The organism is Brevibacterium sp. XM4083 (genome assembly GCF_006489205.2).
Lineage (GTDB): Bacteria > Actinomycetota > Actinomycetes > Actinomycetales > Brevibacteriaceae > Brevibacterium.
In genome coordinates, this window is sequence record NZ_VFYR02000001.1 from 72898 (window position 1) to 97588 (window position 24691).

A 24691-nucleotide genomic window follows, 5' to 3' on the forward strand; every position below is an offset into this window, starting at 1 on the left:
CGCCATCTCACCGTCGGCGCCGTCAATCAGACTTCGACTCCCCCGGAACACCGCCTCAGCTCACACGCTCGACCCGGGAGCCGCCTCGGCGCAGGATGACGGCAAGGACGCCGACACCGGCAAGGACGACGAGGCCGCCGAGGGCCGCGAACATCGGGCCATCCGTCTGGGCGACGGACTGTCCGCGGAGCGCCTGCACGGTGGCCAGGGCGACGACGCCGAGATAGAGCAGCGCGACGATCCGCACGAGGCCGACCCGCACTGACGCCGGGCGCAGCCGCGGCCACCGGCGCCCGAGGAGGACGAGTCCGAGAGCGACGAACGGGATGATCTGGAGCGCGTGGATCCCGAGGAAATGGGGGACGCGGATGTCGCCCGCCTCGGTGTTCCAGCCGGTGATCGGCATCATCGGTCCGCCGTCGACGGCTCCGACGCTGTGGGCGCCGGCCAGGCCCTGCGCCTCGGCGGCGTCCATGTCGACGACGTTGAGCTCGCCGACGGTCATGAGGAACGCGATCGCCATGCCGATGAGGCCGATCGCGGTGCCCCAGCGGATGCCGGCGGCGATGCCGCGGTCGGGCAGCCGACGGAACGCGAGCACGAAGCCGAGGACGAGATTCGCCAGCCACACCACGGTGATGAGCCCGCCCATGCCGTAGTAGAGGCCCGCGTCGAGAGGGGTGCGCACGTTGAAATGGCTCATCTGACCGCGGATGATCTGCACGACGATGAAGGCGAGTTCGACCGAGATCCCGATTGCGATGATCGTTCCGAGCACCCGGCCGATGCGGTTGCGGCGGGGCAGGAACTGGAGCATCCAGGCGATAGTCACGGTGTAGATCGCGATCGAGATGCCGAACTTCGCGGCCTTGTGCCAGATCGGGGCGCCGACGAGGGTGCGGTCGTCGGTGAAGTACCCGACCGTGGCGATGGCGGCGATGAGGGCGGCGAAGACCGCGGCTGCGATGAGGGGGCGATGGAGTCGGGAGAGTCCGGAAACGATCGTCGCCGGACGCAGAGTGGTCTCGCCGAGGCGGCCCGTCGATGCGGAGGTCACGCCGTTCTCCCGGGGCAGTCCGACGTCGTTGTCAGATAGTCCGCTATCCATAAATAGATAGTAGACTATCCGACGTGGGCCTGCAAGAGTGTTCGGCGAGGGAACGGATGGGGAGGGCGATGCGGATATCTCAGCTCAGCGAGCAGACCGGGGTGCCGATCCCGCGGATCAAGTACTACATCCGCGAGGGCCTCGTGCCGCGGGCGACCGTCACCGCCGAGGATCCCGGCGGCTACGGGAGCGACCATGTCCACCGGGTGCGGCTCGTGCGCGCGATGGTGACGATCGGCGGCATGTCGATCGCGTCGGCGCGGGCTGTGCTCGCCGAGCTCGATTCGCCGCAGCCGCAGGTGCCCGTCGCGCTCGGTCAGGGGATCATCGGGGTCAATGCCCGCCCCGGCGACCCCGATCCCGGTGGTGGGACGCCGAGTTCCCGCGAGCGGGCCGCCGCCCTCATCGATGCCCTCATCGCCGATCGCGACTGGAATCTCGCGGCGGATGAGCCGGCGCTCGCCCCGCTCATCACCGCAGTGGAGACGATGATCGACACGGGGCATGAGGATCTGCTCGGTCATCTCGATGTCTACGCCGAGGCGGCCGAGCGCATCGCCGGCGCCGACATTGCGAGCCTCGCCCCCACCGACGACCCCGCGGCGATCGTCGAGAAGTCCGTTCTCGGCACGGTGCTCGGCTCGGTCTTCATCGACAGCCTGCGCAAACTCGCGCACTCCGACCGCGCGAGGCGCCTCTTCTGGCCGGCCGAGGACATCGCCCGCGCCGCTCGCGAGGATTCCGCGGAGGCCGGGGAGTTCGGGGAGTCCGGGAAAGGGCCGGAAGGGGCCTAGAAAGTACCCGGTCTGGCACCGCCACTCAGGTCTGCGGAAGTCTGGAGGCGATTGTGCGCCGCCCCCATGGTGATTTCGGAGCTGAGATCACCCTGGTGGCGGCGCAGAACACTGGGGCCCGCCTTGAGGCTGGCGAGGGGCCGCCGAGGTCGCCCGAGGAGTCCGGGAAAGGGCCGGACGGGGCCTAGAAGAACCGGGTCTGGCACCGCCACTCAGGTCTGCGGAAGTCTGGAGGCGATTGTGCGCCGCCCCCATGGTGATTTCGGAGCTGAGATCACCCTGGAAGCGGCGCAGAACACTGGGCCCGTCTACCGGAACCGCAGGAGCCGGAGGCTGTTGAGGACGACGAACACCGAGGAGAACGCCATCGCGGCCCCGGCGATCATCGGGCTGAGCAGCCCGGCCGCGGCGACCGGGATCGCTGCCGTGTTGTACGCGAAGGCCCAGAACAGGTTGCCCTTGATGAGCCCGAGCGTCCGCCGCGACAGGCGGATCGCCTGCGGGATCTGCCGCGGATCCGACCGCACCATCGTGATGTCCGAGGCCGCCATCGCCGCGTCCGTGCCCGAACCCACCGCGATGCCGAGGTCGGCGCCGGCCAGGGCCGCGGCATCGTTGATGCCGTCACCGACCATCGCGACCGAGCGCCCGTCTGCCTGGAGTTCGTCGACGACGGCGATCTTGCCCTCGGGACGAACGTCGGCAAAGACCTCGGTGATCCCGAGCTTGCCGGCGACCGCCTCGGCGGCTGAGGCATTGTCCCCGGTCAGCAGCACCGTGCGCAGTCCGAGGCGATGGAGTTCGGAGATCGCCGAGGCGGCCCCGTCCCTCACCTCGTCGGCGACGAACGTCAGCCCGCGGAAGTCCCCGTCGACGGCGAGTGCGACGATCGTCGCGCCCGCCGGAACCGCGTCGGGGGCGACGTCGACCGTGATCCCGCGTTCGCGGAGCAGATCGGGCCGACCGGCGATGACCTCGCGTCCGTCGATCCTCGCCTCGAGCCCTCCGCCGGGGATCGCGGTGAAGTCCTCGACCCTCCCCGAGGCGGTCGCCGCCCCGGCCGTGACACGCTCTGCCCGTGACGCTTCGACGATCGCGCGGGCCACCGGGTGCTCGCTCTGCTCTTCGAGGCGCGCGAGCACGGCGAAGTCCGCGTCGGTCAGCTGCGAGCCGATGAGCGTCATCACGCCCGTCGTCAGGGTCCCGGTCTTGTCGAGCACGACGGTGTCGATCGACCGCGTCGACTCGAGTGCCTCGGGGCCGGAGACGAGGATCCCCAGCTGCGAACCGCGGCCCGAGGACACGGCGAGGGCCGTCGGGGTCGCCAGGCCGAGCGCACACGGACACGCGATGATGAGCACCGTGAGTGCCGCATGCAGGCCCATCGCCCAGTCGCCGCTGACGAGCCCCCATGCGAGGAACGTCAGCACGCTGATGACGAAGACGATCGGCACGAACACCGCCGAGATGCGATCGGCGAGGCGCTGCACGGCCGGTTTGCCCAGCTGTGCGCGGCTGACGAGGTCGGCCATCGCCGCCAGCGTCGTCTCCGCGCCGACGCGTTCGGCTCGGACCTCGAGCACCCCTGAGGTGTTGATCGTCGCACCGGTGACGGTGTCGCCGACCCCGACCTCGACGGGGGCGGATTCGCCGGTGAGCATCGCCTCGTCGACGGCCGAGTGACCGGCGACGATGACCCCGTCGGTGGCGATCTTCTCGCCCGGACGGACCCGGAAGACGTCACCGACGCGGAGTTCCGCGATGGGCACCTGCACTTCGACGCGCTCGCCGGAACCGGACAGGTCACCTGAAAGAGGAGACCCCGCACCGGTACCGGATGCGCCGTCGCCTGCCCCCACCTCGGCGCCAGGAGAAACGTCACCGGGAGAAACCTCACCGGGAGAAACCTCACCGGGCGCACGCAGCACGGTCGCCGACTTCGCTCCGAGGTCGAGCAGCTTGCGCAAGGCCGCAGTCGCTCGGTTCTTCGCGCGATCCTCGGTGAGCTTGCCGATGAGGAGGAACACCGTGATCGCCGCGGCCGCCTCGAACCACACGTGGTAGGTCCCGGGAATCGCCCAGCCGTGCCCGTCGACGACTGCCCGCAGCAGCGTCGCATACGAGTACCCGCTGGCGACGATGATGCCGACGCTGACGAGGGTGTCCATCGTCGTCGACCCGCCTCGGGCGGCCTTGAACGCCGCCGAGTGGAACGGCCACGCACCCCACGTGACGACGGGGAGGGCGAGGAGTCCGACGACCCACTGCCAGCCCGGGAAGTGCCAGCTCATCACCATCGAGACGGCGATGATCGGCACGGCGAGGATGAGGGAGCCGAGGAACCGCGGCCGCAGGTGCCGGGGGGCGTAGTCGACGATCTCGGGACCCGCCGAGGCGGCCTTCCGCACGCTCGCCCCGTACCCGGCCTTCTCGACGGCGGCGGTGACGTCGCCGTCGGTGAGGTCGGAGTCGATGACGACGTGGGCGGTGTTGAGCGGCAGGTTGACCTCGGCGGTCACCCCGTCGAGGCGCGAAAGCCTCTTCTCGATCCGGGCCGAGCACGATGCGCAGGTCATTCCCGTGATGTCGAGATCAACCTCGCGCGACATCACTTGACCTCGTAGCCTGCTTCGTCGACCGCGGCGCGGATGTCCGCGTCGTCGAGGTCGGCCGTCGAGGTGATCGTCACGGGGGAGTCCCCGCCGGCGTTGAGGTCGACGGCGACGTCGGTCACGCCGGACAGCGCGCCGATCTCCTCCGTGACCGAGGCGACGCAGTGGCCGCAGGTCATTCCGCTGACGGTGATCGTGGTGGTGGTCATGTCTCCTGCTTTCTTCGCACGTCTCGCCGGCCGGTCGACCGGCGATTGACGCCGTGCCTCATCAGGTCAGCGCCGCCTCGGCGGGATGACCGTCCCGAGAGGAAGGGGGACGGAGCCCTGGAGGGGCGCTCAGCTCTTGATGAGTCGGGCGATGGCGGCTGAAGCCTCCTCGATCTTCTTGCGCGCTTCGTCCTCGCCGGCGGCGGAGGCGTCGACGACGCAGTGAGCGATATGCTCTTCGAGGAGGTTGATGGAGACCGCGTGCAGTGCGGCTGTGGCTGCCGAGACCTGGGTGAGGATGTCGATGCAGTACTTGTCCTCATCGATCATCTTCGCGATCCCGCGGACCTGTCCTTCGATCCGCTTCATCCGGCGTTCCAGAGCGTCTTTCTGCGGGGTGTATCCATGTTGCTCAGTCATGACCCGACTTTATACCCCCATAGGGTATGGCGCAACCCCCGCCGAGGCGGTCCCTGTGCGATTCGTCTCATCTCCCCGCCCGCTCCGCCTCGGTGCTCCTAGAATCGAGGCATGCGTGCTGTCAGACTGTTCCGCTTCCCCGTCAAGGGGTTCCCGGCAGAGGAGATCGCCGAGGTGGTCGTCGATGCCGACCGCGGCATCCTCGGCGACCGGGTCGCCGCCTTCACGAACGGAAGCCTCGACGTCCCCGCCGACCAGTGGCAGCGATACTCCGCCTTCACGGTCCTGAAGAACGACCCTGACCTGCAGAGATGGCACGTCGCCAGTGCCCCCGCCGAGGCGGTCCCTGAGCTCACCCTGACCGCGCCGGACGGGGAGGCGACGACCTTCCGCGCCGACGACCTCGAGAGTCGGGCCGAGGCGGCGGAGTTCCTCGGTGCCCGCATACCCCCTCAGGGCAGGTTTCCGCGCAGTCTCGTCGTCGCCGGACAGGGCATGTTCGACTCCCGGGAGTCCGGGATCTCGCTCATCAACCCCGCCACGGTCGCGGCCATCGGCGCGACCGCCGAGGGGCGGGCGGCGCTCGGCGCCGGCGACGACCTCGACCCGCTGCGGTTCCGCGGCAACATCCTCCTCGACGGGCTCGCGCCGTTCGCCGAGTTCGGACTCATCGGCACGATCGTCCGCGTCGGCGGGGTGCGTCTGGCGATCAGCCAGGCCATCGAGCGCTGCCCGGCGACGACCGTCAACCCGGTGACCACCGAGGTCGACGTCAACGTTCCGCGCCTGCTGGCCTCCGCATGCGGCCATGTCCACTGCGGTGTCTATGGGCGGATCCTCGAGTCCGGGGTGATCGCCGCCGGCGATGAGATCGTCATCGAGGGCGAGGCGCCCCGGGAGTTCGTGCCCACAGCGCGGACCCCGCGCTTCATGACGGTCCTTGACTCCCGGCAGATCTGCCACGACACCGTGGAGATCTCCCTGCGCGACGAGCTCGGCTGGATCCGGGAGTTCGACGAGCCGGGGACCAATCTGCGCGTCCACCTCGAGCTCGGGGCACCGTTCTGGCGGACCTACACGATCACCGACGTCACCGACGACATCGTCTCGATCGCCGTGCGCACGCAGGGCAAAGGGTCGCGAGCCGTGGCGGGCCTGGCGGCCGGCGAGCGGGTGCTCGCGTCAGGACCGCATGGCACGATGACGGCAGATCGCGTCTTCGGCGGAACGACGGCGCTCATCACCGCAGGCATCGGGATCACCCCGAGCCTCGGACTGCTCCGCGAGGCGGCCCGCGAGCCGGTGGCCGTCGGGGTCGGCGCGGCCGCCGGGTCCGACAGTGAGGCTGATGCACGTGCCGGCGGCGTTGCCGACGGGGCCGCTGGGTCCGTCGGCGGCAGCGGTGTGCCCGCAGCCGAGCGGCTCAGGCTCCTCCACGTCGACCGGGACCAGCGCACGGCGTGCCTATGGAATCGGCTCCTCGACCGCGCCCATGGCACCGGCCTCCCCGTCGAGGCCCACCATTGGGACACCGCGGTGTCCGGCCGGCCCGACCACGCCGAGCTCGTCGGACTGCTCGCCGGCTGCGACAACGTCATGGTGTGCGGGCCCGCGGACTTCACGCGCGCCGTCCTCGCCGCGGCCGACGAGGCGGGGGTGCCCGGCGTCCACCAGGAGACCTTCGCGTCCCCGCGGACCGGGATGACCGAGGCGATCGCCGAATGGCCACCCGCTGAGGTGACGCTGGCCGATTCGGGGACGAGCTTCCTCTGGGAGCCGGCCCAGGGCACTCTCCTCGAGGCGCTCGAGGCGCGCGGCATGCAGGCGGCGAGTTCATGCCGCGGCGGATCGTGCGGCACCTGCTCGGTCCGGCTTGCCGCGGGTTCCGTCGCCTACCCGATCGAACCGGCCGCCCAGGTCGACGCCGACGAGGTGCTCGTGTGCTCGGCCGTCCCCGCCGGTCCGATCAGCCTCGCCCTCTGAGCGTTCCGACCGGGCCGGACGGTCTGGGCAGCACAGGCCGGGCCGGACAGACCGGGCCGGACGGTCTGGGCAGCACAGGCCGGGCCGGATAGGCCGAGCCGGACAGTCCGGGTGACACAATCCCAGCACGGCCGGGTGACACAATGGGGCCATGACGACCCCGGCTGACGAGACGACGCGTCCGACGCTCTCGCGCGCGCTCGTGCGTCCCGTCGTGCGGCTCAGCCGCCGGGTGCGCTACGGGGTCGCCGGACGGATCATGTTCGCGAACTCCGTCATGCTCGTCGGCATCATGATCCTGACGACGAGTCTGCTCTACCTCCAGCTCTCGCAGATCAACACCGCCCGGCAGCAGGATCTCCTCCGCTCGGCAGCGGACAGCATCTCGCTGTCGCTCGGCATCGTCGACGCCGGAGGGACCGACCTCAGCGACGACCTCCTCGCGCCGTCCTCCCGCGCCGACGTGCGCTCGATGCTCGACAACGTCGTCAACGAATACCGGTTCGACACGGCAGCGGTCGTGCCCATCGACTACCTGCGCACCCCGCCCTCGCTCGGGTCCGCCGACCGCCGGGTCGCGATGGAGCGCAACATCGTCACCGCCTCCTCGGGGGACATCCCCGATGATTCGATCGACCAGCTCGCCGCGTCGATCGGTCCCACCCGGATCCTCAGCGGCCGCTCCGTCGTCCGATTCCTCGACGACGGCGGGGAGGGCGGCGGCACGATGTACGTCGTCACCCCGGTCTTCGCCAAGCATCTGGGCATCGACGAGGTGGGACCGAACACCGTCGTCGGCGCCGTCATCGTCGGCAACTCCGCCGACGCCGTCCGGGCCGGATTCCTCGCCCAGAGCAAATGGCTCATCGGCATCGCGATCGCGACTCTGCTGCTCGGCATCGGCGCCTCGTGGGTGACATCGCGCGGTCTGCGCCGGGTCACCGGTGACTACGGCGCCAACGAGCTGCGGAGCATCATCGAGTTCTACTCCTCCGTGCTCAAAGCGGTCTCCGAAGGTCTGCTGCTCATCGACCGGTCGCTCGGGATCGTCCTCATCAACGCCGAGGCGCGCCAACTCCTCGGTCTGCCGAGCGTCGGCACGAAGCGGCAGGATGCGGGTGCGGGGTCCGCAGCGGGTCCCGCCGAGGCGGCAGGTCACGGCACCGCGACGGGTGCGGGATCCCGTGACGCGGTGGGTGAGGACACCGCTATGGGCGGGGCGTCCGACAATGCGGCCGGTGCGGGATCCGCCGAGGGTCGGAAGCAGACCGAGCCGACGAGTGAGTCGACGGCAGTCGCGGACTCCGGGGCTAGTGCGGAATCCGGGGCGAAGCGGGACACCGCGGCGACAGAGGACACCGCGGCGACCGGGGACACCGAGGCGACCGGGGCCTCCGCGACCGCCTCGGCGAGCGCGAATCCCACCACCGCCTCGGCGAGCGCAAGGCCCACCACGACCACCCCCGACGCGGTCGAATCGACGACACCCGAAGGCGGGATCCCACTGTCGGACCTCGAGCTGCCCGAGGCGCTCATCGACCTGCTCGCCTCGGGCCGCTGGGCCCGCAACGAGTTCCACTACACCGACGATCGGGTGCTCATCGTCAACCAGCAGCCGACCGATGAGGGCAGCGACACGTGGGTCGTGACGATGCGCGATCACACCGAGCTCGCTGAACTCACCGGTGAGCTCGTCTCGGTGCGCTCGTTCTCCGATTCGCTGCGCGCGCAGACCCACGAGTACGCGAACCGCCTGCACATGGTCATCTCCCTCCTCGAGACCGGTCACGTCGACGAGGCGATCGACTTCGCCGCGAAGGACCTCGACGACCTCAGCCGCGTCACCGGTGACGGGCAGATGAGCTTCGACCATCCCGTGCTCTCGGCGCTCCTGCTCTCGAAGATCGCCCAGGCCGGGGAGGTCGGCATCGACATGACGGTCGACACGGTCGGACTCACCGGCAGCCTCGGCGGGGACGACCGGGACCTCGCGACGATCCTCGGCAACCTCATCGACAATGCCTTCGACGCCCTGAGCAGGCAGGATGTGCTGCCGGAGAACAAGCGCGTCCACGTCCACCTCAGCGGAGCGGGGGGTGCGAGCGGATTCACGATCGAGGTCAGCGACGATGGCCCCGGCATCGCCGAGGAGGACCTCGATGCGATCTTCGAGCGGGGCTGGTCGACGAAGCACGACGGGGTGACGACCGACAGCGGGCGCGGACGCCAGCAGACGGGCACGCGGGGTGTCGGACTCTCACTCGTCGTCCAGGCCGTCCGCCGCCTCGGCGGGGCCATCGACGTCCAGGGCCGCGGCGAGGACGGAGACGAGTTCAGCGGGGCCTCGCTCACCGTCTGGCTGCCCGACGACATGGCCGTGGCACAGCGGACTCGGACTACCGAACAGTAGCGCCGGTGCGGGCCACAGGGAGGCTTGCCGACCGGTGCCGCCGGGCGACGACAGCCGTCGTCGCTGATGTGCCGAGCCTGGAACACATTCGCCTCAGCGCCCGCCGGACGGCGGTCTAGACTGGCGGCATGTCAGAGAGTTCTCAGCCTGATTCGAGCATCGGTGTGCTCGTCGTCGAGGACGAGGCCGTGGCGGCCCGCGCCCACGCGAAGTACATCGAACGCATCGACGGCTACCACGTCGCCGGGGTCGCGAAGAACGCGACGCAGGCGATGGCGGCGCTGACCGGCAAGATCCTCGGCCTCGACCCCGAGGGCATCGCTCTCGTCCTCCTCGACATGAACCTCCCCGACGGTCACGGCCTCCAGGTCTGCCGGGCGATCCGCGGACAGCGGGTCGACGTCGACATCATCGCGGTCACTGCCGCCCGCGACATGCAGATCGTCCAGGAGGCGCTGTCCTACGGGGTCGCGCAGTACATCATCAAGCCCTTCACCTTCCCGGTCTTCAAGTCGAAGCTCGACGCGTACTCCTCATTCCGCAATCGCCTCGGCGCCGACTGCCCCGACGGCGAGGTGACGCAGAACGAGGTCGACACCGCGATCGCGGCCCTGCGCACGCACACCGTGACCGCGACCCCGAAGGGCGTTCCCGACGGGGTGCAGGAGGAGGTCAGGGGAGTGCTCACGGACAAGCCGGGACAGTCCGCCGCCGAGGTGGCCACGAGCCTCGGCGTCTCCCGGGTCACCGCGCGCCGCTACCTCGAGGCGATGGCCGACGCGGGCATGCTCGAGCGCCGTCCCCGCTACGGCTCCGCCGGTCGCCCCGTCCTCGAATACACCGTCGTCGAACAGGAGTGAACCGGCCTCTGCGGGTCGGCGGGTTCACCCCAGGGTGCGCAGGTGCTCGATCGCCAGCCGCGCGCAGTAGCCGATCGACGCATCGAGCTCCGGTTGGGAGAATGTCGCGATCGACGACCGGGTGAACACGGCGATGCTGTAGGCGGATCCGTCGCTGTCGACGACGACCCCGGCCTCGTGCCGGAAGTTGAGGAACGTGCCCGTCTTCCCGTAGTACTGGACGGCATCCATCGGAAATCCCGCCGCGATGCGGTGGCGGAAGATCTGCTTCCGCAGCAGACGCCGCAGCGTCTCCGATCCCTCGGGTCCGAGCAGCTGCCCGGTGTGGATGAGCTCGAAGAGCTTCGCGGTGGCGCGCACGGTGCCGGTGTTGAACGCCGAATCCGGCAGCAGCGGGACCCGCCCTGAGCGGGCGTCGGCGGCCGCGACGGCCAGGGCCTGCGCCTCATCGCCGGCGGCCACCTCGGCGAGGACGTCGTAGAGGTGGGACATCGGTGAGGTCACCTCGAACGACCGGATCCCGCCGCGGTGGAGCACGGCCATGATCCGGTCGGGTCCGACGAGGTCGAAGAGGGTGTCCGCGGCGGCGTTGTCGCTGACCGACAGCGCCATCGCGGCGAGGTCGCGCACGCTCATCTCGACAGGGTCGAGGAGTCCCGCGATCCCCGTCCCGCCGGGGGTCGAGTGCGCCGGGTCGACGAGGAGGCGCTGCGCGAGGTCGACGGTGCCGTCGGCGGCCGCGTCGAGGAGTCCGGCGATGACGGCGACCTTGCCGACCGAGGCGAGCGGAATCCTGGCCGATTCCCGGATGCCCAGCGACCGGTGAGTGCCGAGGTGCTCCGCGTAGAGGAAGCCCTGCGCGCCGAGGCTGGTCCACACTCCGTTGATCTCGTCGATGACGGCCGTCTCGCTCATGGTCGGAACAGCCTCTCGTCGGCGTAGCGGCCGTCCCCGCCCTCAACCACCGCGTGTCCGCGGTGGGCGCGGGCCCCGAGGATCTCCGCGATCGCCGCTCTCAGCGCTGGGGTGGTCTCCATGAGCCCGGCGAGATCGCAGCTCTCCGACCCGACGACCTCGACGCGGCGGGCGAGTTCGACATCGCGCAGACTCCGGTGGGGAAGGCTGTGCGTGCGCGCCGTCTGCGGCGTGCACAGGAGCACCGACTCATGGGCGAAGACGTGGGTGACCGCGTCGAACTCGGAGTCGGCGACCCGCAGCTGCCCGAGGTGAACGCCGCGGGCGACGAGTGGGGTGAGCAGACCGGAGTCGTGGAGGAGCCCGGCGTCCTCGGGCAGGAGCGTCACCGACTCCCGCTCCGCGTGCCGACCGAAGCCCATGCCCGGCGGCATGCCCCGCAGGTCCGCGGCGCTGATGCTTGAGGGTTCGGAGTGCGGGGCGAACCTCGGCGAGGCGACGACGAGATCGACGACGAGGTCGCTGACCTGACGCCGCCGTGATGTCGCCGCCGGTGCCCCGAGGCCGCGCACGTCGAGGCCCGCGTCGATCTCCCCGGCGCCGATGAGGTCATCGAGCTCCGCCGCCTGCGCGGGCGCGAAGCGCGGGGGTGCCCCGGCGAGGCGCAGCTCGCGGGTGGCGGCGATGAGGACCGAGGGGTCGAGCTGCCCGCTCACCCCGATGACGAGCCCCCGGTCGCGACGGCCGGCGGTCTCGGCGAGCCCGTCGATGCGGCGGAGGATCTCGAGGACATCGGGCAGCACCGCGCGACCGGCGGCGGTGAGCCGGATCCGCCGTGAGCTGCGATCGAAGAGGCGGACGCCGAGGTGCTTCTCGAGGTCGGCGACACCCCGGGAGATCGGCGGCTGTGCGAGCGAGAGCGCGTCGGCGGCCCGCGTGAAGCTCTCATGTTCGGCGACGGCGCGGAACATTTCGAGGCTCTTGAGGAGGTTCATCGACCCGTTTCGAACAGGCTGTATATCAGAAAGCGCATAGTTTGAACTCCATGTGATATTGGACATGCGACGATGCTCCTGCCGACGATAGCACCATGAAGCCACGTTCTCGCAGGATCATCGGCGCCGCCGTCGTGCTCGTCCTCATCGGCATCGGCCTGCTCGCGCTGCGCACCCTGCCCGTCTTCCCCTCGAGCGCGGCCGAGGAGATCGCCGCCGATCTCACCTCCGGCAGCCTGGAGTCCCCGGTCTGGTCGACCGCGGATTCGCAGCAGAGGTTCGATGCGGTCGTCGCTGACCTCGCCGAGGCGGTGCCCACGCGCCGCGTCACCGTGGACTCCGTCGACGGCGGGGTGAGTTCGTCGACGGCGACGCTGCGCTGGGAGTGGGCCGTCCCGACCGGGAGTTCCGACGGTCCTTGGTCGTACACCACCGAGGTGCCGCTGCGCCGCAGCGGTGCGACCTGGGCCGCCGACTTCGCCGAGAGCGTCGTCCACCCCGACCTGCAGGCGGGCCAGGTCCTCGCAGTGACGAAGACGCCGGGGACCCGGGGTCGCATCCTTGGGCAGGGCGACGAGGTCCTCGTCTCCGATGGGGAGGTCGTCGATGTCGGACTCCAGCCGAGCCGACTCGACGATGAGGCAGCGACGCTCGACCAGCTCAAGAGGTCCCTCGACGTCGATCCGGACGAACTCGCCGACCGCGTCAAGGCCGCCGACCCGGACGCCTTCGTCCCCGTCATCACCCTGCGTCGGGACGACTACGAACTCGTCAAGGGTGCGATCGTCGACCTGCCGGGCACGGTGTTCCGGACCCGCATGCAGCCGCTGTCGCGGACGAAGGACTTCGCCGCGGCGACCCTCGGCAGCACCACCCTGGCCGGCCCTGATGAGGTCGCCGCCGAACCCGAGGCGCTGACCCCCGAGTCCTACGTCGGCACGAGCGGCATCCAGCTCCTCTACGACCGGACGCTGCGGCCGGCCCCCGGACTCACGGTCCTCGCGCGCCCGGCCCCGGGCCAGGCGTCCGACGCAGGAGCGGGGACCACCGCTTCGGCGCCGTTGCATGAGGTCGCCGGCACCGACGGTGCGGACGTCGAGACGACGATCGACGTCGCCGTGCAGACGGCCGCTGACGAGGCCGCGAAGACGGGGACGAAGCCCACCGCGATCGTCGCGATGCGCCCGAGCGACGGGTCCGTGCTCGCGGTCGCCAATGCCGATCCGAAGGGCGCGGCCTGGGACCGGGCGCTGACCGGGCAGTACCCGCCGGGGTCGGTCTTCAAGGTCGTCTCCGCCTCGGCGATGGTCGGCACCGGCATCGCTCCGGACGCGACGCTCAGCTGCCCGAAGACGACGACGGTCGATGGCAAGCGCTTCAAGAACGCCGAAGACCACGTCCTCGGTGATGTCGACTTCACCGAGAGCTTCGCCCAGTCGTGCAACACCGCCTTCGTCGACTCCGCACCCGACGTCACCCCGGCGGCGCTGAGCGAGACGGCGCTGGCGCTGGGCATGGGCGAGGTCGACATCGGCACGGACTCGTACATGGCCTCGGTCCCCGAGGTCGACGACACCGTCGAGCATGCGGCGGCGATGATCGGGCAGGGCAAGGTGCTCGCCACCCCGCTGGCGGTGGCGACGATGGCCGCGAGCGTGGCCGCCGGCAGCACCGTCCAACCCCTCCTCGTCCTGCCCGACCGCAGGGACGGCGATGTCCCCGCCCCCGATCAGAAGGCGCTCGCCGAGGTGAAGGCGATGATGCGTCAGACCGTGACCGGCGGCACCGCCTCGGCGCTCGCCGACGTCCCCGGCGGGCCCGTGTACGGCAAGACCGGCACCGCGGAGTACGGCACCGACGTGCCCCCGCGCACCCATTCGTGGTTCGCCGGATTCCAGGACGACGTGGCGGTCGCCGTGCTCGTCGAGGACGGCGGATTCGGCGCCGAGGCGGCTGTGCCCGTCGCCGACCGCTTCTTCACGGAGCTCAACTCATGAGGACGTCACCCGCGCCCGCCCATCATCTTGGACCGTCGCCAGAGCACCCGAACCGCGTCCATAACACCCGCCGCGCTCACAGCGCATCAGAGAGGAAGAGGAGAGATGTCTCACGCACACTCGCCGCTGCCGACCGCAGCGAACAGCAGCCGGGATCCGCGATCGTGGAGCCCGCGCGAACTCGGCCAACGCACCCGGAGCCTGCGCACTCCGGTCCGGCGCCGCGTGGTGGCTGCGGTCGCTTGCGCGGCAGGGCTCGCTCTGCTCACCGGGTGCACCGGGTCCGGGACCACCTCGGCGTCCGACGAGACGTCACCCGGCTCCACGACGGTGACAGCGTCACCGACCCCAGCGGGCGAATCGACTGCGACCGCCCCAGCCGACGCTGCGGACTCCGCCTTCACTCAGCTCGAAGACGACTTCGATGCCCGGGTCGGCGTCTACGCCGTCGATCTCGACACTGGCCGGGAGATCGCCTGGCGCGCAGATGAGAGGTTCGCGTACGCGTCGACGATCAAGGCGATGGCCTCCGCGGCGCTGCTCGACGAGGTGGGGACGGACGGCCTGAGCAAGGACATCGCGGTCGACGAGGACGACCTCGTCAGCCACTCGCCGGTGACCGAGACGAACGTCGGGGGCACGATGACACTCGCCGAGCTCTGCGAGGCCGCGATGACGCAAAGCGACAACGGCGCGGCGAACCTCATCGTCGCCGAACTCGGGGGACCGGCCTCCTTGGACTCCCGCCTCGACGACCTCGGCGACACCGGAACCACGGTCTCCCGCATCGAACCCGGGCTCAACGAGGCGACGCCCGGGGATCCGCGCGACACGACGACCCCGCGCGCCTCGGCGAGCAATCTCCGTAAGTACGTCTTCGGAGGAGTGCTCAGCGACGACGAGGCGACGACCCTGACCGACTGGATGAAGGCGACCCAGACCGGGGACACCCTCATCCGCGCCGACCTGCCCGAGGAATGGACCGTCGGGGACAAATCCGGCACCGGGTCCTACGGCTCCCGGAATGACCTCGGCATCATCTGGCCGGACGACGGCGGACCGATCGTCATCTCCGTCCTGTCGTCGAAGAAGGAGAAGGACGCCGAGGCGGACGACCGTCTCATCGCACGCGCCGCGGCCTCCGCCGTCGATGCGATCCGGTGAGCCGGCGGGAACGCTCGCCGGGCCGGACGCGCGCACGATCGGCGGTGCCTTCGGCAGGGGATGACCGCCTCGGCGATGGGTCGCTGACCACCGACGACGGGGAAAATCTGCGCGGAAGCCTCCCCTGTGTCCAGGTCAGCTGATAGTCTCAAGCGCGGATCACCTGTAAGGGAAACTTGCCGGCGAGCAACCACCCTGAGTGCACCTTTCCCATGAGCGAACGGAATCAGCGATGTCCGAGTTCGAATCTGCGTCACGTCCCGGCACCGAACCGGGGTCCGGCACTCCCGAGAAGGAGCGCGGACGGCGACGGTCGATGCTCGTCGCCGCCTTCGGCACCGTCGTCGAATGGTACGACTTCTCGATCTTCTTCTACGTCGCGACGACGCTGACGAAGGAGTTCTTCGGCGGGCAGGCCGATTCGCTCCTGCTCACTCTCGGCGTCGGCGCCGCCGGCTTCCTCTTCCGGCCCCTCGGCGCGATGGTCTTCGGCCATCTCGGCGACCGCGTCGGGCGCAAGCAGGCACTCGTCGTCTCCGCCGTCCTCATGGCCGTCTCGATGCTCGGCATCGCCGTCATGCCCGACTACAACACGATCGGCATCTGGGCGGGTGTCGGCCTCGTCTTCTTCCGCTGCCTCTCCGGCTTCTCCGTCGGCGCCGAATACACCGGCATCATGGTCTTCCTCATGGAATCGGCCAAGCCCGGCAAACGCGGCGTCGCCGCATCCTGGGCCGCGGCGAACAGCGAGGTCGGGGCGCTGCTGGCCGTCGGCTCCGGGGCGCTGCTCGCCAACACCCTGTCGACCGAGGCGATGGAGACGTGGGGCTGGCGCGTGCTCTTCGTCCTCGGCGCGGTGCTCGCCGGTCTCATGGTGCCGTTGCGCCGGATGATGGTGGAGACGGACACCTTCAAGCGCCTGCAGCAGGCGGAGAAGAAGGACACCGCCCTCCAGCGGTCACCGCTCATCACTGCGCTTCTCGAACAGCCGCGGGCGATCCTCGTCGCCTTCCTCATCTCCTCGATCGGCTCGGTGAGTTACTTCCTCAACATCACCTACGTCCCCACGTACATCGAGGAGGTCGCGCAGGTGCCGAACTCCGGATCACTGGCGCTCGGCACCGTCGCCGCGGTCGTCGCGATCGTCGTCACCCCGTTCTTCGGCGTCGCCTCCGACCGGTTCGGACGCAAGATCGCGCTGGCCGGGCTCATGGTCGTCTTCGTCTTCACGACGATTCCCGCCTATGTGCTGCTGAGCAACGACTCGGCGGCCATTGCGATCGGCGGCGCGGCCTTCCTCGCGATTCCCGCCGCTGGCTGGAGCGCGGTGGCTGCGGCGATGATCCCCGAGCAGTTCACCGGCACGAGCCGCTTCTCCGGCATGGCGATCGGCTACAACGTCGCGACCGTCCTCTTCGGCGGGCTCTCCCCGCTCATCGCGACCGCGCTGATGAGCTCGACCGGCATCACCCTGGCCCCGGCGATCTACGCGACGGTCGTCGTCATCGTCGCCGGTGTCCCGGCGCTGCTGCTGGCCCGGAGCATGGGGAAGAAGACGCTCGCCGAGGTCGACGCCGACCGCCACCTCGTCCCGGCGTAGGACGGGTCGAGGCGGCGCCAGGGGCCTCGCCGGCGAGGTGAGGTGCGAAGAGTCACGGCACGATGGCCGTGGCCGGCGCAGCCTCCTCGGGGACCCGGTTCCGCTGCCGGCGGCTGAGCACGGTGAGCAGGCCGAGGACGAGCGCCGAGGCCAGAGCCGACCCGCCGAAGAGAAGGAAGTTCATCGACGGGGCGACCCCCTGCATCCCGAGGAGGATGCCCGAGACCTGCGGGGCGAGCACCGCGCCGATCCGACCGACGCCGAGCGCCCAGCCCAGCGCAGTGCCGCGCAGATTCTCCGGGTAGTGCGAGGCGATCGCCCCGATGATGAGCGACTGCGTGCCGTGCGTGCCGATGCCTGCGAGGACGAGCGCGATGTAGATCGCGGCCGTCGCCGTCGTTCCGCTCATCAGGGAGACGAGGGCGACCCCGGCGACACCCGCGGCGACGGTCGCGGTCGGCAGGATGCCGAACCTGTCCCCGGCCCACGCCGTGATCACGGATCCGAGGACGGCGCCGAGGTTGAGCGCGAGGGTGAATGCGAGCGCGGGTCCGAGGTCGGCTCCGGAGTCGCGCATGATCTTCGGCAGCTGCGTGCCGAGGCCGTACCACGCGAAGAGCGTGAAGAGGGTGGTGAGGGCGAAGAGGATGGAGAAGGTCAGCCAGTGGGGGCCGAGCAGGGTGCTGAACCCGGCCTTCTCGCGGCCGGCAGGTCCCAGGTCCGTCACCGGTGTGCGCACGGTCGAGGTCTCCGGCAGCACCTTCCATGCGACGGCGAGGAGGATGAAGGACACTGCGGTGATCCAGAACATCGACCGCCACCCGAACGCGGGGATGAGGGCCAGCCCGGTCAGTGCGGCGATGGCCCCGCCGATCGGCACCCCCGACATCATCAGGGTCGCCATGGACCCGCGCCAGCGCGGGGGAATGAGCTCAGCGGTGAGCGCATTGGCCGAGGGCACGAGTCCGCCGAGGCCGAGCCCGGCGATGAGGCGCAGCGCCCCGAAGACCCCGGGGCTCGGGGCGAGGGCGCAGAGGACGGTGGCGACGGCGAAGACGATGACGCACACGAGGATCGTCCGCCTTCGGCCGAGTGTGTCGGCCAGGCGGCCGGCGACGACCGCGCCGATCATCATGCCGAGGAACGCGAGCGATCCGAGGGTGCCCGCCGATCCCGGCGTCAGCCCCCAATCAGTGGTTTCGATGAGTGAGTTCTGCACGGCGCCGTAGACGATGAGGTCGTATCCGTCCATGACGATGAGAAGCCAGCAGATGATGACAGCCGCCCAGCGGTGCGCTTCGCTGCGCACCGGGGCCTTGAGCGTGGTCTCGGTCATGGGTGACACCGTAAGGAGCGTGTGAATCCGATCACGAGACAATTCTGCTCTGCGGAATCTGTGAGTCGGTTACGGTTGGGCTATGCCGCAGCACTTCAGCATCGTCAAACGCCCTGACCATGCCATCGAATCCGTCGACAACGCCCTGCTGCTCATCGATCTGCTGCGCCGTCATCCGCAGGAGGGGGTGCGGGTCGCCGATGTCGCCGATTACCTCGGGGTCGCGCCGTCGAGCGCGCACCGGCTGCTCTCGACCCTGCTCTACCGCGGGTTCGTCACCCGGGGCACCGCCCGCCAGTACCGGGCGGGACCGGCGCTCGGCGTCGCCGATTCGCAGGGCACCCAGTCCGTGCCCGGTCCCGTCCTCGACGTCCTCGCGCAGCTGAGCGCTGACACCGGGGAGACCGTCTCGCTGCTGCGCCGCCGCGGGGTGAGTGTCGAGTTCCTCACGACCGTCGAATCCCGGCAGCGTCTGCGCGTGGGGGAGCGGACGGGGACCGTGCTGCCGGCGCGGCTGACCTCGGGCGGCAAGGCCCTGCTCGCCGCCCTCGACGATGCGTCGATCCGGTCGCTCTACGCCGGGGGACGGACCCCGGCCGAACGCCTCGCCGCCCACGACCTCGTCAGACTGCTTGCGGAGATGACGGATGTGCGCCGCGTCGGCTATGCCCTCAACCTCCGCCAGACCGAGGCCGACATCAGCGCCCTCGGGATCGCTGTGCCCCGCGCCGCGGGCCTGCCGCCGCAGAACGCGGTGGCGCTCAGCGCACCGGCGGTGCGGACGAAGCAGCTGATCTCGGAGTCCTCGATCGACCTCGTGCGCCGCGCCTGTGCCGATCTGGCGCGCATCGCGGCGGAGATCGACAACCCGGAGCCCGGGAGCGCAGCCGAGCCCGACGGCGCGGCCGATACCGATTGACCCGCGCGAGCGGTCTCGCGCTCGTACACTGATCGCCCTGCCGTCTCTTCGTCGCCGCATGAGGTTCAGGAATGGCTCTTCAACTCCAGGACGAAATGGTCAGGTGTGCCCGCGCAGAATCTGCCCAGAACGACCTCAGCACGGCTGCGACCAGCCCAGCACGACTGCGACCAGCCCAGCGCGACCCCGCACGCCCGGCCGCCCAGCCCAGCGCGGCTGTGACCGGCCCAGCACGGCGCCGTGCGTCCAGCCGCCCCGTGCACTGACGCGGTGGAGCGACACCTACGCGGTGAACCGACACCTACGCGGTGAACCGACACCTACTCGCCGAACCGACGTTTCCGGTGCCCCGCGCTGCCGTTCTCCGGACGCAGAGTGTCGATCATCGAGTCCGAAATCGACACTCTGCGTCCGGAACTCCGGCAGAGGTGCGGGGAGGCATGCTCCTTGCGAGCGCGACCCGGTGGCATCCCGATGGTGCACGGGAAACCTGAACCCGCCCGCCGAAAATCGGACCATACCGACCTGAGGTCCCGCCGCCGTTACGCCGCCACCGTCACGCCGCCGCCGCCTCGGAGACGCAGTCACGGAGACGCCGACACGGCTGCGTGACGTCACGCCACCACCGACACGCCGCCGCCGTCACGTCGCCACCGCCCCGGAGACGCCGACACGGCCGCGTGTCGTCGCACCGCCTCGGCGCTCCCGGCAGATTCCGTCCAGCGGAATGTGCTCCCGCCCGCGCCCTGATCCTCGATAGCCTCGGCGCAGAATCAGCACTGCGGCCGAGGAGGTCCCGATGACGCGCCCTGCACCGACGATGACGAACCCAGATCCCACCGCGGAGGAAGCCGCGGAACTCGACGCGATGTACCAGACGATGGCCGCGGAGAACATGATCCCGCTGTGGACGCAGCTCGACGAGCTCATGCCGCCGACCCCCGCCTCGGCGGCGGTGCCGCACCTCTGGCAGTGGAAGACGCTGCTGCCGCTGGCCGAACGCGCCGGCGACCTCGTGCCCGTCGGCCGCGGAGGGGAGCGCCGCGCGATCGCGCTGGCCAACCCCGGCCTCGGCGGGGCCCCGTTCGCGACGCCGACGCTGTGGGCGGCGATCCAATACCTCGGCGGGCATGAGGTCGCCCCTGAGCACCGGCACTCGCAGAACGCGTTCCGCTTCGTCGTCGAAGGGGAGGGCGTGTGGACGGTCGTCAACGGCGATCCCGTGCGGATGTCACGCGGGGACTTCCTGCTCACCCCGGGCTGGAACTTCCACGGACACCACAACGAGACCGATCAGCCGATGGCGTGGATCGACGGCCTCGACATTCCCTTCGTCCACTACGCCGACACGTCGTTCTTCGAGTTCGGCATCGACCGGGTCACCGACGAATCGACCCCGGACATCTCCCGGTCCGAGCGACTGTGGGGCCATCCGGGTCTGCGGCCGCTCTCGGGACTGGCGAACACTGTGAGCTCGCCGATCGGCGCCTACCGCTGGGAGCACACCGACCGCGCGCTCACCGAACAGCTGCGACTCGAGGACGAGGGCTTCCCCGCGACCGTCGGCCAGGGCCATGCGGCGATCCGCTACGTCAATCCGACGACCGGCGGGGACGTCATGCCGACGATCCGCGCCGAGTTCCATCGCCTGCGCGCAGGCACGAAGACCCCGGTGACCAGGCGCGTCGGCTCCGAAGTCGTCCAGGTCTTCGACGGACGGGGACGCATCCTCGTCGACGACCGGACGTTCGCGGTGGAGAAGGGCGACCTCGTCGTCCTCCCCTCGTGGTCGGCGGTGAGCGTGGAGGCCGACACCGGCCTCGACCTCTTCGCGTTCAACGACCGCCCCATCATCGAGACCCTGAATTTCGCTCGCACCCACGTCGAAGGAGAACACCAGTGAGACTTGCCACCATCGCCACCGGAACCCCCGCCGCCGGAACCGGCCCCGCCTCGGCCGCCGCCGTGCTCAGCGGCGATGACTACCTCGTCATCGACGGCTTCACCGACGTCGGCGAGCTGCTCGCCACCGAGAACTGGGAGGCCACCGTCGCCGAGGCGGTCGCGAACCCCGCGGCGACCGTGCCCGCTGCCGACGCCGAGGTGCTCCAGCTCATCACGCGCCCGGGCAAGATCATCTGCGTGGGGCTCAACTACCGCAGCCACATCCTCGAGATGGGACGCGACCTGCCCGCCTACCCGACGCTGTTCGCGAAGTTCGCCGAGACGCTGACCGGACCCTACGCCGACGTCCCGTTCGCTCCGGAGGACCCCGAGCTCGACTGGGAGGGCGAGCTCGTCGTCGTCATCGGCAGGTCGGTCCGCCGCGTCGATGAGACCGAGGCGGCTGCGGCGATCGCCGGCTACACGATCGCCAACGACATTTCGATGCGCGGCTGGCAGTTCCGGACGAAGGAATGGCTGCAGGGCAAGATGTGGGAGGACTCGACCCCGCTCGGTCCGGTCCTGACCACCGCTGATGACTTCGACCCCGCCGAGGCGGTGCTCACGACCACCGTCAACGGCGAGGTCATGCAGGAGCATGCGATCGGCGACCTCGTGTTCTCCCCCGCTCACCTCGTCTCCTACATCTCGACGATGATCACGCTCGAACCCGGCGACATCATCCTCACCGGGACCCCCGGCGGGGTCGGGCGGGCCCGTGACCCGCAGGTCTACCTCTCAGTCGGCGACGAGGTGACCGTGTCGATCGACGGGATCGGACAGATCGCCAACCGGATCGTCGACGCGTCCGATCCCGGCGAACCCGCTGCCGGCCGCCTCGCGGCGGCGGGCAATGCCGTCGACGCGGGCAGTGCCGTCGACGCAGGCAGCGCCGTCAACGCAGGCTGAGGCCCATGGTCGCCCGACACGATCTCACGACTGATCCCGAACTCCGGGACGAACTGCTCACCGTCCGCCGCGGCACGGCGTTCTTCGCCCGGAAGGTCACCGAACTCTCCGACGCCGACTTCGATGAGCCGAGCCTCCTGCCCGGTTGGTCGCGGCGCCACCTCATCGCCCACGTCGGCTACAACGCCCGCGCCCTGACGCGCCTCGTCCAGTGGGCCAACACCGGTGTCGAGACGCCGATGTACGACTCGTCCGAGGCTCGCGACGCCGAGATCGACTTCGGTGCGACCCTGCCCGTGCGCGCCCTGCGCCATCTCATCGAGCATGCCGCGATCAGCCTCGACGTCGAATGGCGCGACAGCCCGGATGCGGCGTGGGAGGCGAGAGTGCGCACCGCGCAGGGACGGGAGGTTCCGGCCCGGGAGACCGTGTGGATGCGGACCCGCGAGGTCTGGCTCCACGCGATCGACCTCGACAACGGGGCGCGCTTCTCCGACGTCCCCGGCCCCGTCCTCTCCCGGCTCCTCCGCGACATCACGGGAGCCTGGCGAGCCCGGGGCACCGACACGGGACTCGTCGTCGCGGTCGACGGATGGCCAGACCGCCTCGGCGATGTCGAGTCCGACTCCCCGACCATCGTCAGCGGGGAGCTGCCGGATCTCGTCCGCTGGGCATCGGGTCGCGGTGACACCGGAGTGGCGTCATCGACGGGAGAGATCCCACCGGCGCCGAGGTGGATCTAGCCGTCCCCGGTGAGGGGACGGAACCGCCGGCGAGAGGCTCACCTGCAGCGATCACCGCAGGTGAGCCTCTCGTCGGCCCCGGAGGAGACTCCCCGGTGCGGGACGTGCGGGTTCAGCTGCGGTCGGTCGCCTGCCAGGCCGCGACCTCATCGCGGGCGAGCTGAGCGGCCTGCCCGACATAGGTCGCCGGGGTGAGCGCGGTGAGACGGGCCGTCTCCTCCGCGGGCAGACCGAGACCGGAGACGAACTCCTGAAGATCGGCCTGGTGGATGCGCTTGCCGCGGGTGAGCTCCTTGAGCTTTTCGTACGGGTTCTCCATGCCGGGCACGCCCTGGAGGCCGGCGGCGCGCATCACCGACTGGATCGCCTCGCCGAGCACCTCCCAGTTCGCATCGAGGTCTGCGGCCAGCGCGTCCTCGTTGATCGCGAGCTGGCCGAGGCCCTTGACGAGGTTGCCCAGCGCGAGCACCGAATGGCCGTACGCGACGCCGATGTTGCGCTGCGAGGTCGAATCCGTGAGGTCACGCTGCATCCGCGAGGTGACGAGGGTCGCGGCGAGCGAATCGAGCAGTGCCGAGGAGAGCTCGAGATTCGCCTCGGCGTTCTCGAAGCGGATCGGGTTGACCTTGTGCGGCATCGTCGACGAGCCGGTGGCACCGGCGACGGGGATCTGCTTGAAGTAGTTCATCGAGATGTACGTCCACATGTCGGTCGCGAGGTTGTGCGCGATCCGGTTGAACCGGGAGATGTCGGCGAAGAGCTCGGCGTCCCAGTCGTGCGACTCGATCTGCGTGGTCAGCGGGTTGAACGTGAGGTCGAGGCTGCCCTCGACGAAGGTGCGCGCGATCTGCGGCCAGTCCGCACCGGGGACCGCGGCCAGGTGGGCGGAGTACGTGCCGGTGGCGCCGTTGATCTTGCCGAGGAAGTCCGTCGCGGCGATCCGCTCGTACTGGCGGCGCAGCCGGTGGACGAAGACGGCGAGCTCCTTGCCCATTGTCGTCGGGGTGGCGGGCTGGCCGTGCGTGTGGGCGAGCATCGGGACCTCGGCGAGGCTCTCGGCGGTCTCGGCGAGGGTGTCGATGAGGGCGCGGGCGCGGGGGAGCCAGACCTCCTCGGTGGCGCCCTTGATGCCGAGCGCCCACGAGAGGTTGTTGATGTCCTCCGAGGTGCAGCAGAAGTGGACGAGTTCGCTGAGATCCTCGGCGCCGATCGCCACTAGCGCGTCCTTGATTGTGTATTCGACGGCCTTGACGTCGTGCACGGTGACCGCCTCATGGGCGGCAAGCGTGGCGATCGTGTCCGCGTCGAACCCGTCGGCCCACTTCCGCAGGGCCGTGACCTCCGCCTCGGTGAGGGTGCGCACACCGGGAATCACGGAGTTCTGCGCGAGGTGGATGAACCATTCGACCTCGACCCGGATGCGGTTGCGGTTGAGGGCGGCCTCGGAGAGGTGATCGACGAGGTCAGCGGTGTCTTTGCGGTAACGGCCGTCGAGCGGTCCGAGGGCGATGGCGGGCGAGACTTCAGCGAGTGAAACGGTCGGCATGACCTCATTTTCTCACGGGCCCGGCACCGTCCACTCACGGGCACGGTACCGCTCACTCACGGGTCGGTGCCTGTGGACGGCGCAGGGACTCGCGTGCGTGGGGCCTGTGGACGCTCAGTCGCTGTCCACAGGGGCGACGCCGGGTCTTCAGCGGAAGCGCGCCCGTCTCTTAGGGTGCCGGGACAGGATCGGGCACCGGGCCCGTGCCGGTCTCCTCGTACAGGGGA

General features: G+C 70.0%; 19 protein-coding genes. 11 read left to right on the plus strand and 8 right to left on the minus strand.

Translation table 11 applies throughout. The annotated features are described in order from the left end of the window. Positions 1-55: 55 nt before the first annotated feature. Positions 56-1108: a hypothetical protein gene (locus FJ887_RS00340; protein WP_137824931.1), complete on the minus strand. Its 1053-nt coding sequence runs from the start codon at positions 1106-1108 to the stop codon at positions 56-58. 68 nt (positions 1109-1176) lie between these two features. On the opposite strand from FJ887_RS00340, the gene FJ887_RS00345 reads away from it, so the two are divergent. Further along, on the plus strand, positions 1177-1902 hold the full coding sequence (locus FJ887_RS00345) for a MerR family transcriptional regulator (RefSeq protein WP_181365687.1): 726 nt from the start codon (positions 1177-1179) through the stop codon (positions 1900-1902). Positions 1903-2210: 308 nt separating this feature from the next. Here the strand turns inward: FJ887_RS00345 and FJ887_RS00350 are convergent, their stop codons facing one another. The 3 genes from FJ887_RS00350 to FJ887_RS00360 all read right to left on the minus strand — a co-directional run bounded on the left by FJ887_RS00350 (position 2211) and on the right by FJ887_RS00360 (position 5143). Next, the gene (locus tag FJ887_RS00350; RefSeq protein WP_140954899.1) at positions 2211-4511 is read right to left on the minus strand and encodes a heavy metal translocating P-type ATPase; all 2301 of its coding nucleotides are present in this window, start codon (positions 4509-4511) and stop codon (positions 2211-2213) included. Further along, a complete protein-coding gene (locus FJ887_RS00355) occupies positions 4511-4723 on the minus strand; it encodes a heavy-metal-associated domain-containing protein (RefSeq protein WP_140954898.1) in 213 nt (70 codons plus the stop codon). Before FJ887_RS00355 ends, FJ887_RS00350 begins: the two co-directional genes overlap by 1 nt. A gap of 129 nt (positions 4724-4852) precedes the next feature. Next, a complete protein-coding gene (locus tag FJ887_RS00360) occupies positions 4853-5143 on the minus strand; it encodes a metal-sensitive transcriptional regulator (RefSeq protein WP_137824935.1) in 291 nt (96 codons plus the stop codon). Between the two features lie 111 nt (positions 5144-5254). Here FJ887_RS00360 and FJ887_RS00365 point away from each other — a divergent pair, with 111 nt between their 5' ends. From FJ887_RS00365 to FJ887_RS00375, 3 genes are all read left to right on the plus strand, one after another. Beyond that, positions 5255-7126, plus strand: coding sequence for an MOSC domain-containing protein (locus FJ887_RS00365; protein WP_140954897.1), 1872 nt, complete (start codon positions 5255-5257; stop codon positions 7124-7126). Positions 7127-7277: 151 nt separating this feature from the next. Next, positions 7278-9536: an ATP-binding protein gene (locus tag FJ887_RS00370; protein WP_250786135.1), complete on the plus strand. Its 2259-nt coding sequence runs from the start codon at positions 7278-7280 to the stop codon at positions 9534-9536. Positions 9537-9664: 128 nt separating this feature from the next. Next, positions 9665-10396 carry a response regulator gene (locus FJ887_RS00375; RefSeq protein ID WP_140954896.1) on the plus strand — a complete coding sequence of 244 codons (732 nt, stop codon included), beginning with the start codon at positions 9665-9667 and terminating at the stop codon, positions 10394-10396. 24 nt (positions 10397-10420) lie between these two features. Here the strand turns inward: FJ887_RS00375 and FJ887_RS00380 are convergent, their stop codons facing one another. Both FJ887_RS00380 and FJ887_RS00385 read right to left on the minus strand, forming a co-directional pair. After that, positions 10421-11311 (minus strand): serine hydrolase, encoded by an 891-nt coding sequence (locus FJ887_RS00380; protein ID WP_140954895.1) that lies wholly within the window; start codon positions 11309-11311, stop codon positions 10421-10423. Beyond that, positions 11308-12306, minus strand: a complete 999-nt coding sequence (locus FJ887_RS00385; protein ID WP_181365619.1) for a LysR family transcriptional regulator — start codon at positions 12304-12306, stop codon at positions 11308-11310. The genes FJ887_RS00380 and FJ887_RS00385 overlap by 4 nt, the downstream gene beginning before the upstream one ends. A 95-nt stretch (positions 12307-12401) precedes the next feature. On the opposite strand from FJ887_RS00385, the gene FJ887_RS00390 reads away from it, so the two are divergent. The 3 genes from FJ887_RS00390 to FJ887_RS00400 all read left to right on the plus strand — a co-directional run bounded on the left by FJ887_RS00390 (position 12402) and on the right by FJ887_RS00400 (position 17067). Beyond that, a complete protein-coding gene (locus tag FJ887_RS00390; RefSeq protein WP_140954893.1) occupies positions 12402-14303 on the plus strand; it encodes a penicillin-binding transpeptidase domain-containing protein in 1902 nt (633 codons plus the stop codon). A 105-nt stretch (positions 14304-14408) separates the two neighbouring features. Continuing rightward, complete coding sequence (gene bla / locus FJ887_RS00395; RefSeq protein ID WP_140954892.1) at positions 14409-15467, plus strand: class A beta-lactamase; 1059 nt, start codon at positions 14409-14411, stop codon at positions 15465-15467. A gap of 232 nt (positions 15468-15699) precedes the next feature. Continuing rightward, positions 15700-17067 (plus strand): MFS transporter, encoded by a 1368-nt coding sequence (locus tag FJ887_RS00400; protein ID WP_140954891.1) that lies wholly within the window; start codon positions 15700-15702, stop codon positions 17065-17067. A 52-nt stretch (positions 17068-17119) separates the two neighbouring features. Here the strand turns inward: FJ887_RS00400 and FJ887_RS00405 are convergent, their stop codons facing one another. After that, positions 17120-18403, minus strand: coding sequence for an MFS transporter (locus FJ887_RS00405; RefSeq protein WP_140954890.1), 1284 nt, complete (start codon positions 18401-18403; stop codon positions 17120-17122). Between the two features lie 82 nt (positions 18404-18485). On the opposite strand from FJ887_RS00405, the gene FJ887_RS00410 reads away from it, so the two are divergent. The 4 genes from FJ887_RS00410 (at position 18486) to FJ887_RS00425 (ending at position 22918) form a co-directional block, all read left to right on the plus strand. After that, the gene (locus FJ887_RS00410) at positions 18486-19322 is read left to right on the plus strand and encodes an IclR family transcriptional regulator (RefSeq protein ID WP_137824944.1); all 837 of its coding nucleotides are present in this window, start codon (positions 18486-18488) and stop codon (positions 19320-19322) included. A gap of 799 nt (positions 19323-20121) precedes the next feature. Then, positions 20122-21225, plus strand: a complete 1104-nt coding sequence (locus FJ887_RS00415; RefSeq protein ID WP_140954889.1) for a cupin domain-containing protein — start codon at positions 20122-20124, stop codon at positions 21223-21225. Further along, on the plus strand, positions 21222-22175 hold the full coding sequence (locus FJ887_RS00420; protein ID WP_140954888.1) for a fumarylacetoacetate hydrolase family protein: 954 nt from the start codon (positions 21222-21224) through the stop codon (positions 22173-22175). The genes FJ887_RS00415 and FJ887_RS00420 overlap by 4 nt, the downstream gene beginning before the upstream one ends. 5 nt (positions 22176-22180) lie before the next feature. Then, positions 22181-22918, plus strand: a complete 738-nt coding sequence (locus tag FJ887_RS00425; RefSeq protein WP_140954887.1) for a maleylpyruvate isomerase family mycothiol-dependent enzyme — start codon at positions 22181-22183, stop codon at positions 22916-22918. Between the two features lie 112 nt (positions 22919-23030). Here the strand turns inward: FJ887_RS00425 and purB are convergent, their stop codons facing one another. After that, the gene (gene purB, locus FJ887_RS00430) at positions 23031-24464 is read right to left on the minus strand and encodes an adenylosuccinate lyase (protein WP_140954886.1); all 1434 of its coding nucleotides are present in this window, start codon (positions 24462-24464) and stop codon (positions 23031-23033) included. Positions 24465-24691 lie beyond the last annotated feature (227 nt).

Excerpts from the sequence above, each read along its gene's own strand:
- FJ887_RS00340 (WP_137824931.1), bottom strand. The coding sequence starts at position 1,108 with ATGGATAGCGGACTATCTGACAACGACGTCGGACTGCCCCGGGAGAAC.
- FJ887_RS00345 (WP_181365687.1), top strand. The coding sequence starts at position 1,177 with ATGCGGATATCTCAGCTCAGCGAGCAGACCGGGGTGCCGATCCCGCGG.
- FJ887_RS00350 (WP_140954899.1), bottom strand. The coding sequence starts at position 4,511 with ATGTCGCGCGAGGTTGATCTCGACATCACGGGAATGACCTGCGCATCG.
- FJ887_RS00355 (WP_140954898.1), bottom strand. The coding sequence starts at position 4,723 with ATGACCACCACCACGATCACCGTCAGCGGAATGACCTGCGGCCACTGC.
- FJ887_RS00360 (WP_137824935.1), bottom strand. The coding sequence starts at position 5,143 with ATGACTGAGCAACATGGATACACCCCGCAGAAAGACGCTCTGGAACGC.
- FJ887_RS00365 (WP_140954897.1), top strand. The coding sequence starts at position 5,255 with ATGCGTGCTGTCAGACTGTTCCGCTTCCCCGTCAAGGGGTTCCCGGCA.
- FJ887_RS00370 (WP_250786135.1), top strand. The coding sequence starts at position 7,278 with ATGACGACCCCGGCTGACGAGACGACGCGTCCGACGCTCTCGCGCGCG.
- FJ887_RS00375 (WP_140954896.1), top strand. The coding sequence starts at position 9,665 with ATGTCAGAGAGTTCTCAGCCTGATTCGAGCATCGGTGTGCTCGTCGTC.
- FJ887_RS00380 (WP_140954895.1), bottom strand. The coding sequence starts at position 11,311 with ATGAGCGAGACGGCCGTCATCGACGAGATCAACGGAGTGTGGACCAGC.
- FJ887_RS00385 (WP_181365619.1), bottom strand. The coding sequence starts at position 12,306 with ATGAACCTCCTCAAGAGCCTCGAAATGTTCCGCGCCGTCGCCGAACAT.
- FJ887_RS00390 (WP_140954893.1), top strand. The coding sequence starts at position 12,402 with ATGAAGCCACGTTCTCGCAGGATCATCGGCGCCGCCGTCGTGCTCGTC.
- bla (WP_140954892.1), top strand. The coding sequence starts at position 14,409 with ATGTCTCACGCACACTCGCCGCTGCCGACCGCAGCGAACAGCAGCCGG.
- FJ887_RS00400 (WP_140954891.1), top strand. The coding sequence starts at position 15,700 with ATGTCCGAGTTCGAATCTGCGTCACGTCCCGGCACCGAACCGGGGTCC.
- FJ887_RS00405 (WP_140954890.1), bottom strand. The coding sequence starts at position 18,403 with ATGACCGAGACCACGCTCAAGGCCCCGGTGCGCAGCGAAGCGCACCGC.
- FJ887_RS00410 (WP_137824944.1), top strand. The coding sequence starts at position 18,486 with ATGCCGCAGCACTTCAGCATCGTCAAACGCCCTGACCATGCCATCGAA.
- FJ887_RS00415 (WP_140954889.1), top strand. The coding sequence starts at position 20,122 with ATGACGCGCCCTGCACCGACGATGACGAACCCAGATCCCACCGCGGAG.
- FJ887_RS00425 (WP_140954887.1), top strand. The coding sequence starts at position 22,181 with ATGGTCGCCCGACACGATCTCACGACTGATCCCGAACTCCGGGACGAA.
- purB (WP_140954886.1), bottom strand. The coding sequence starts at position 24,464 with ATGCCGACCGTTTCACTCGCTGAAGTCTCGCCCGCCATCGCCCTCGGA.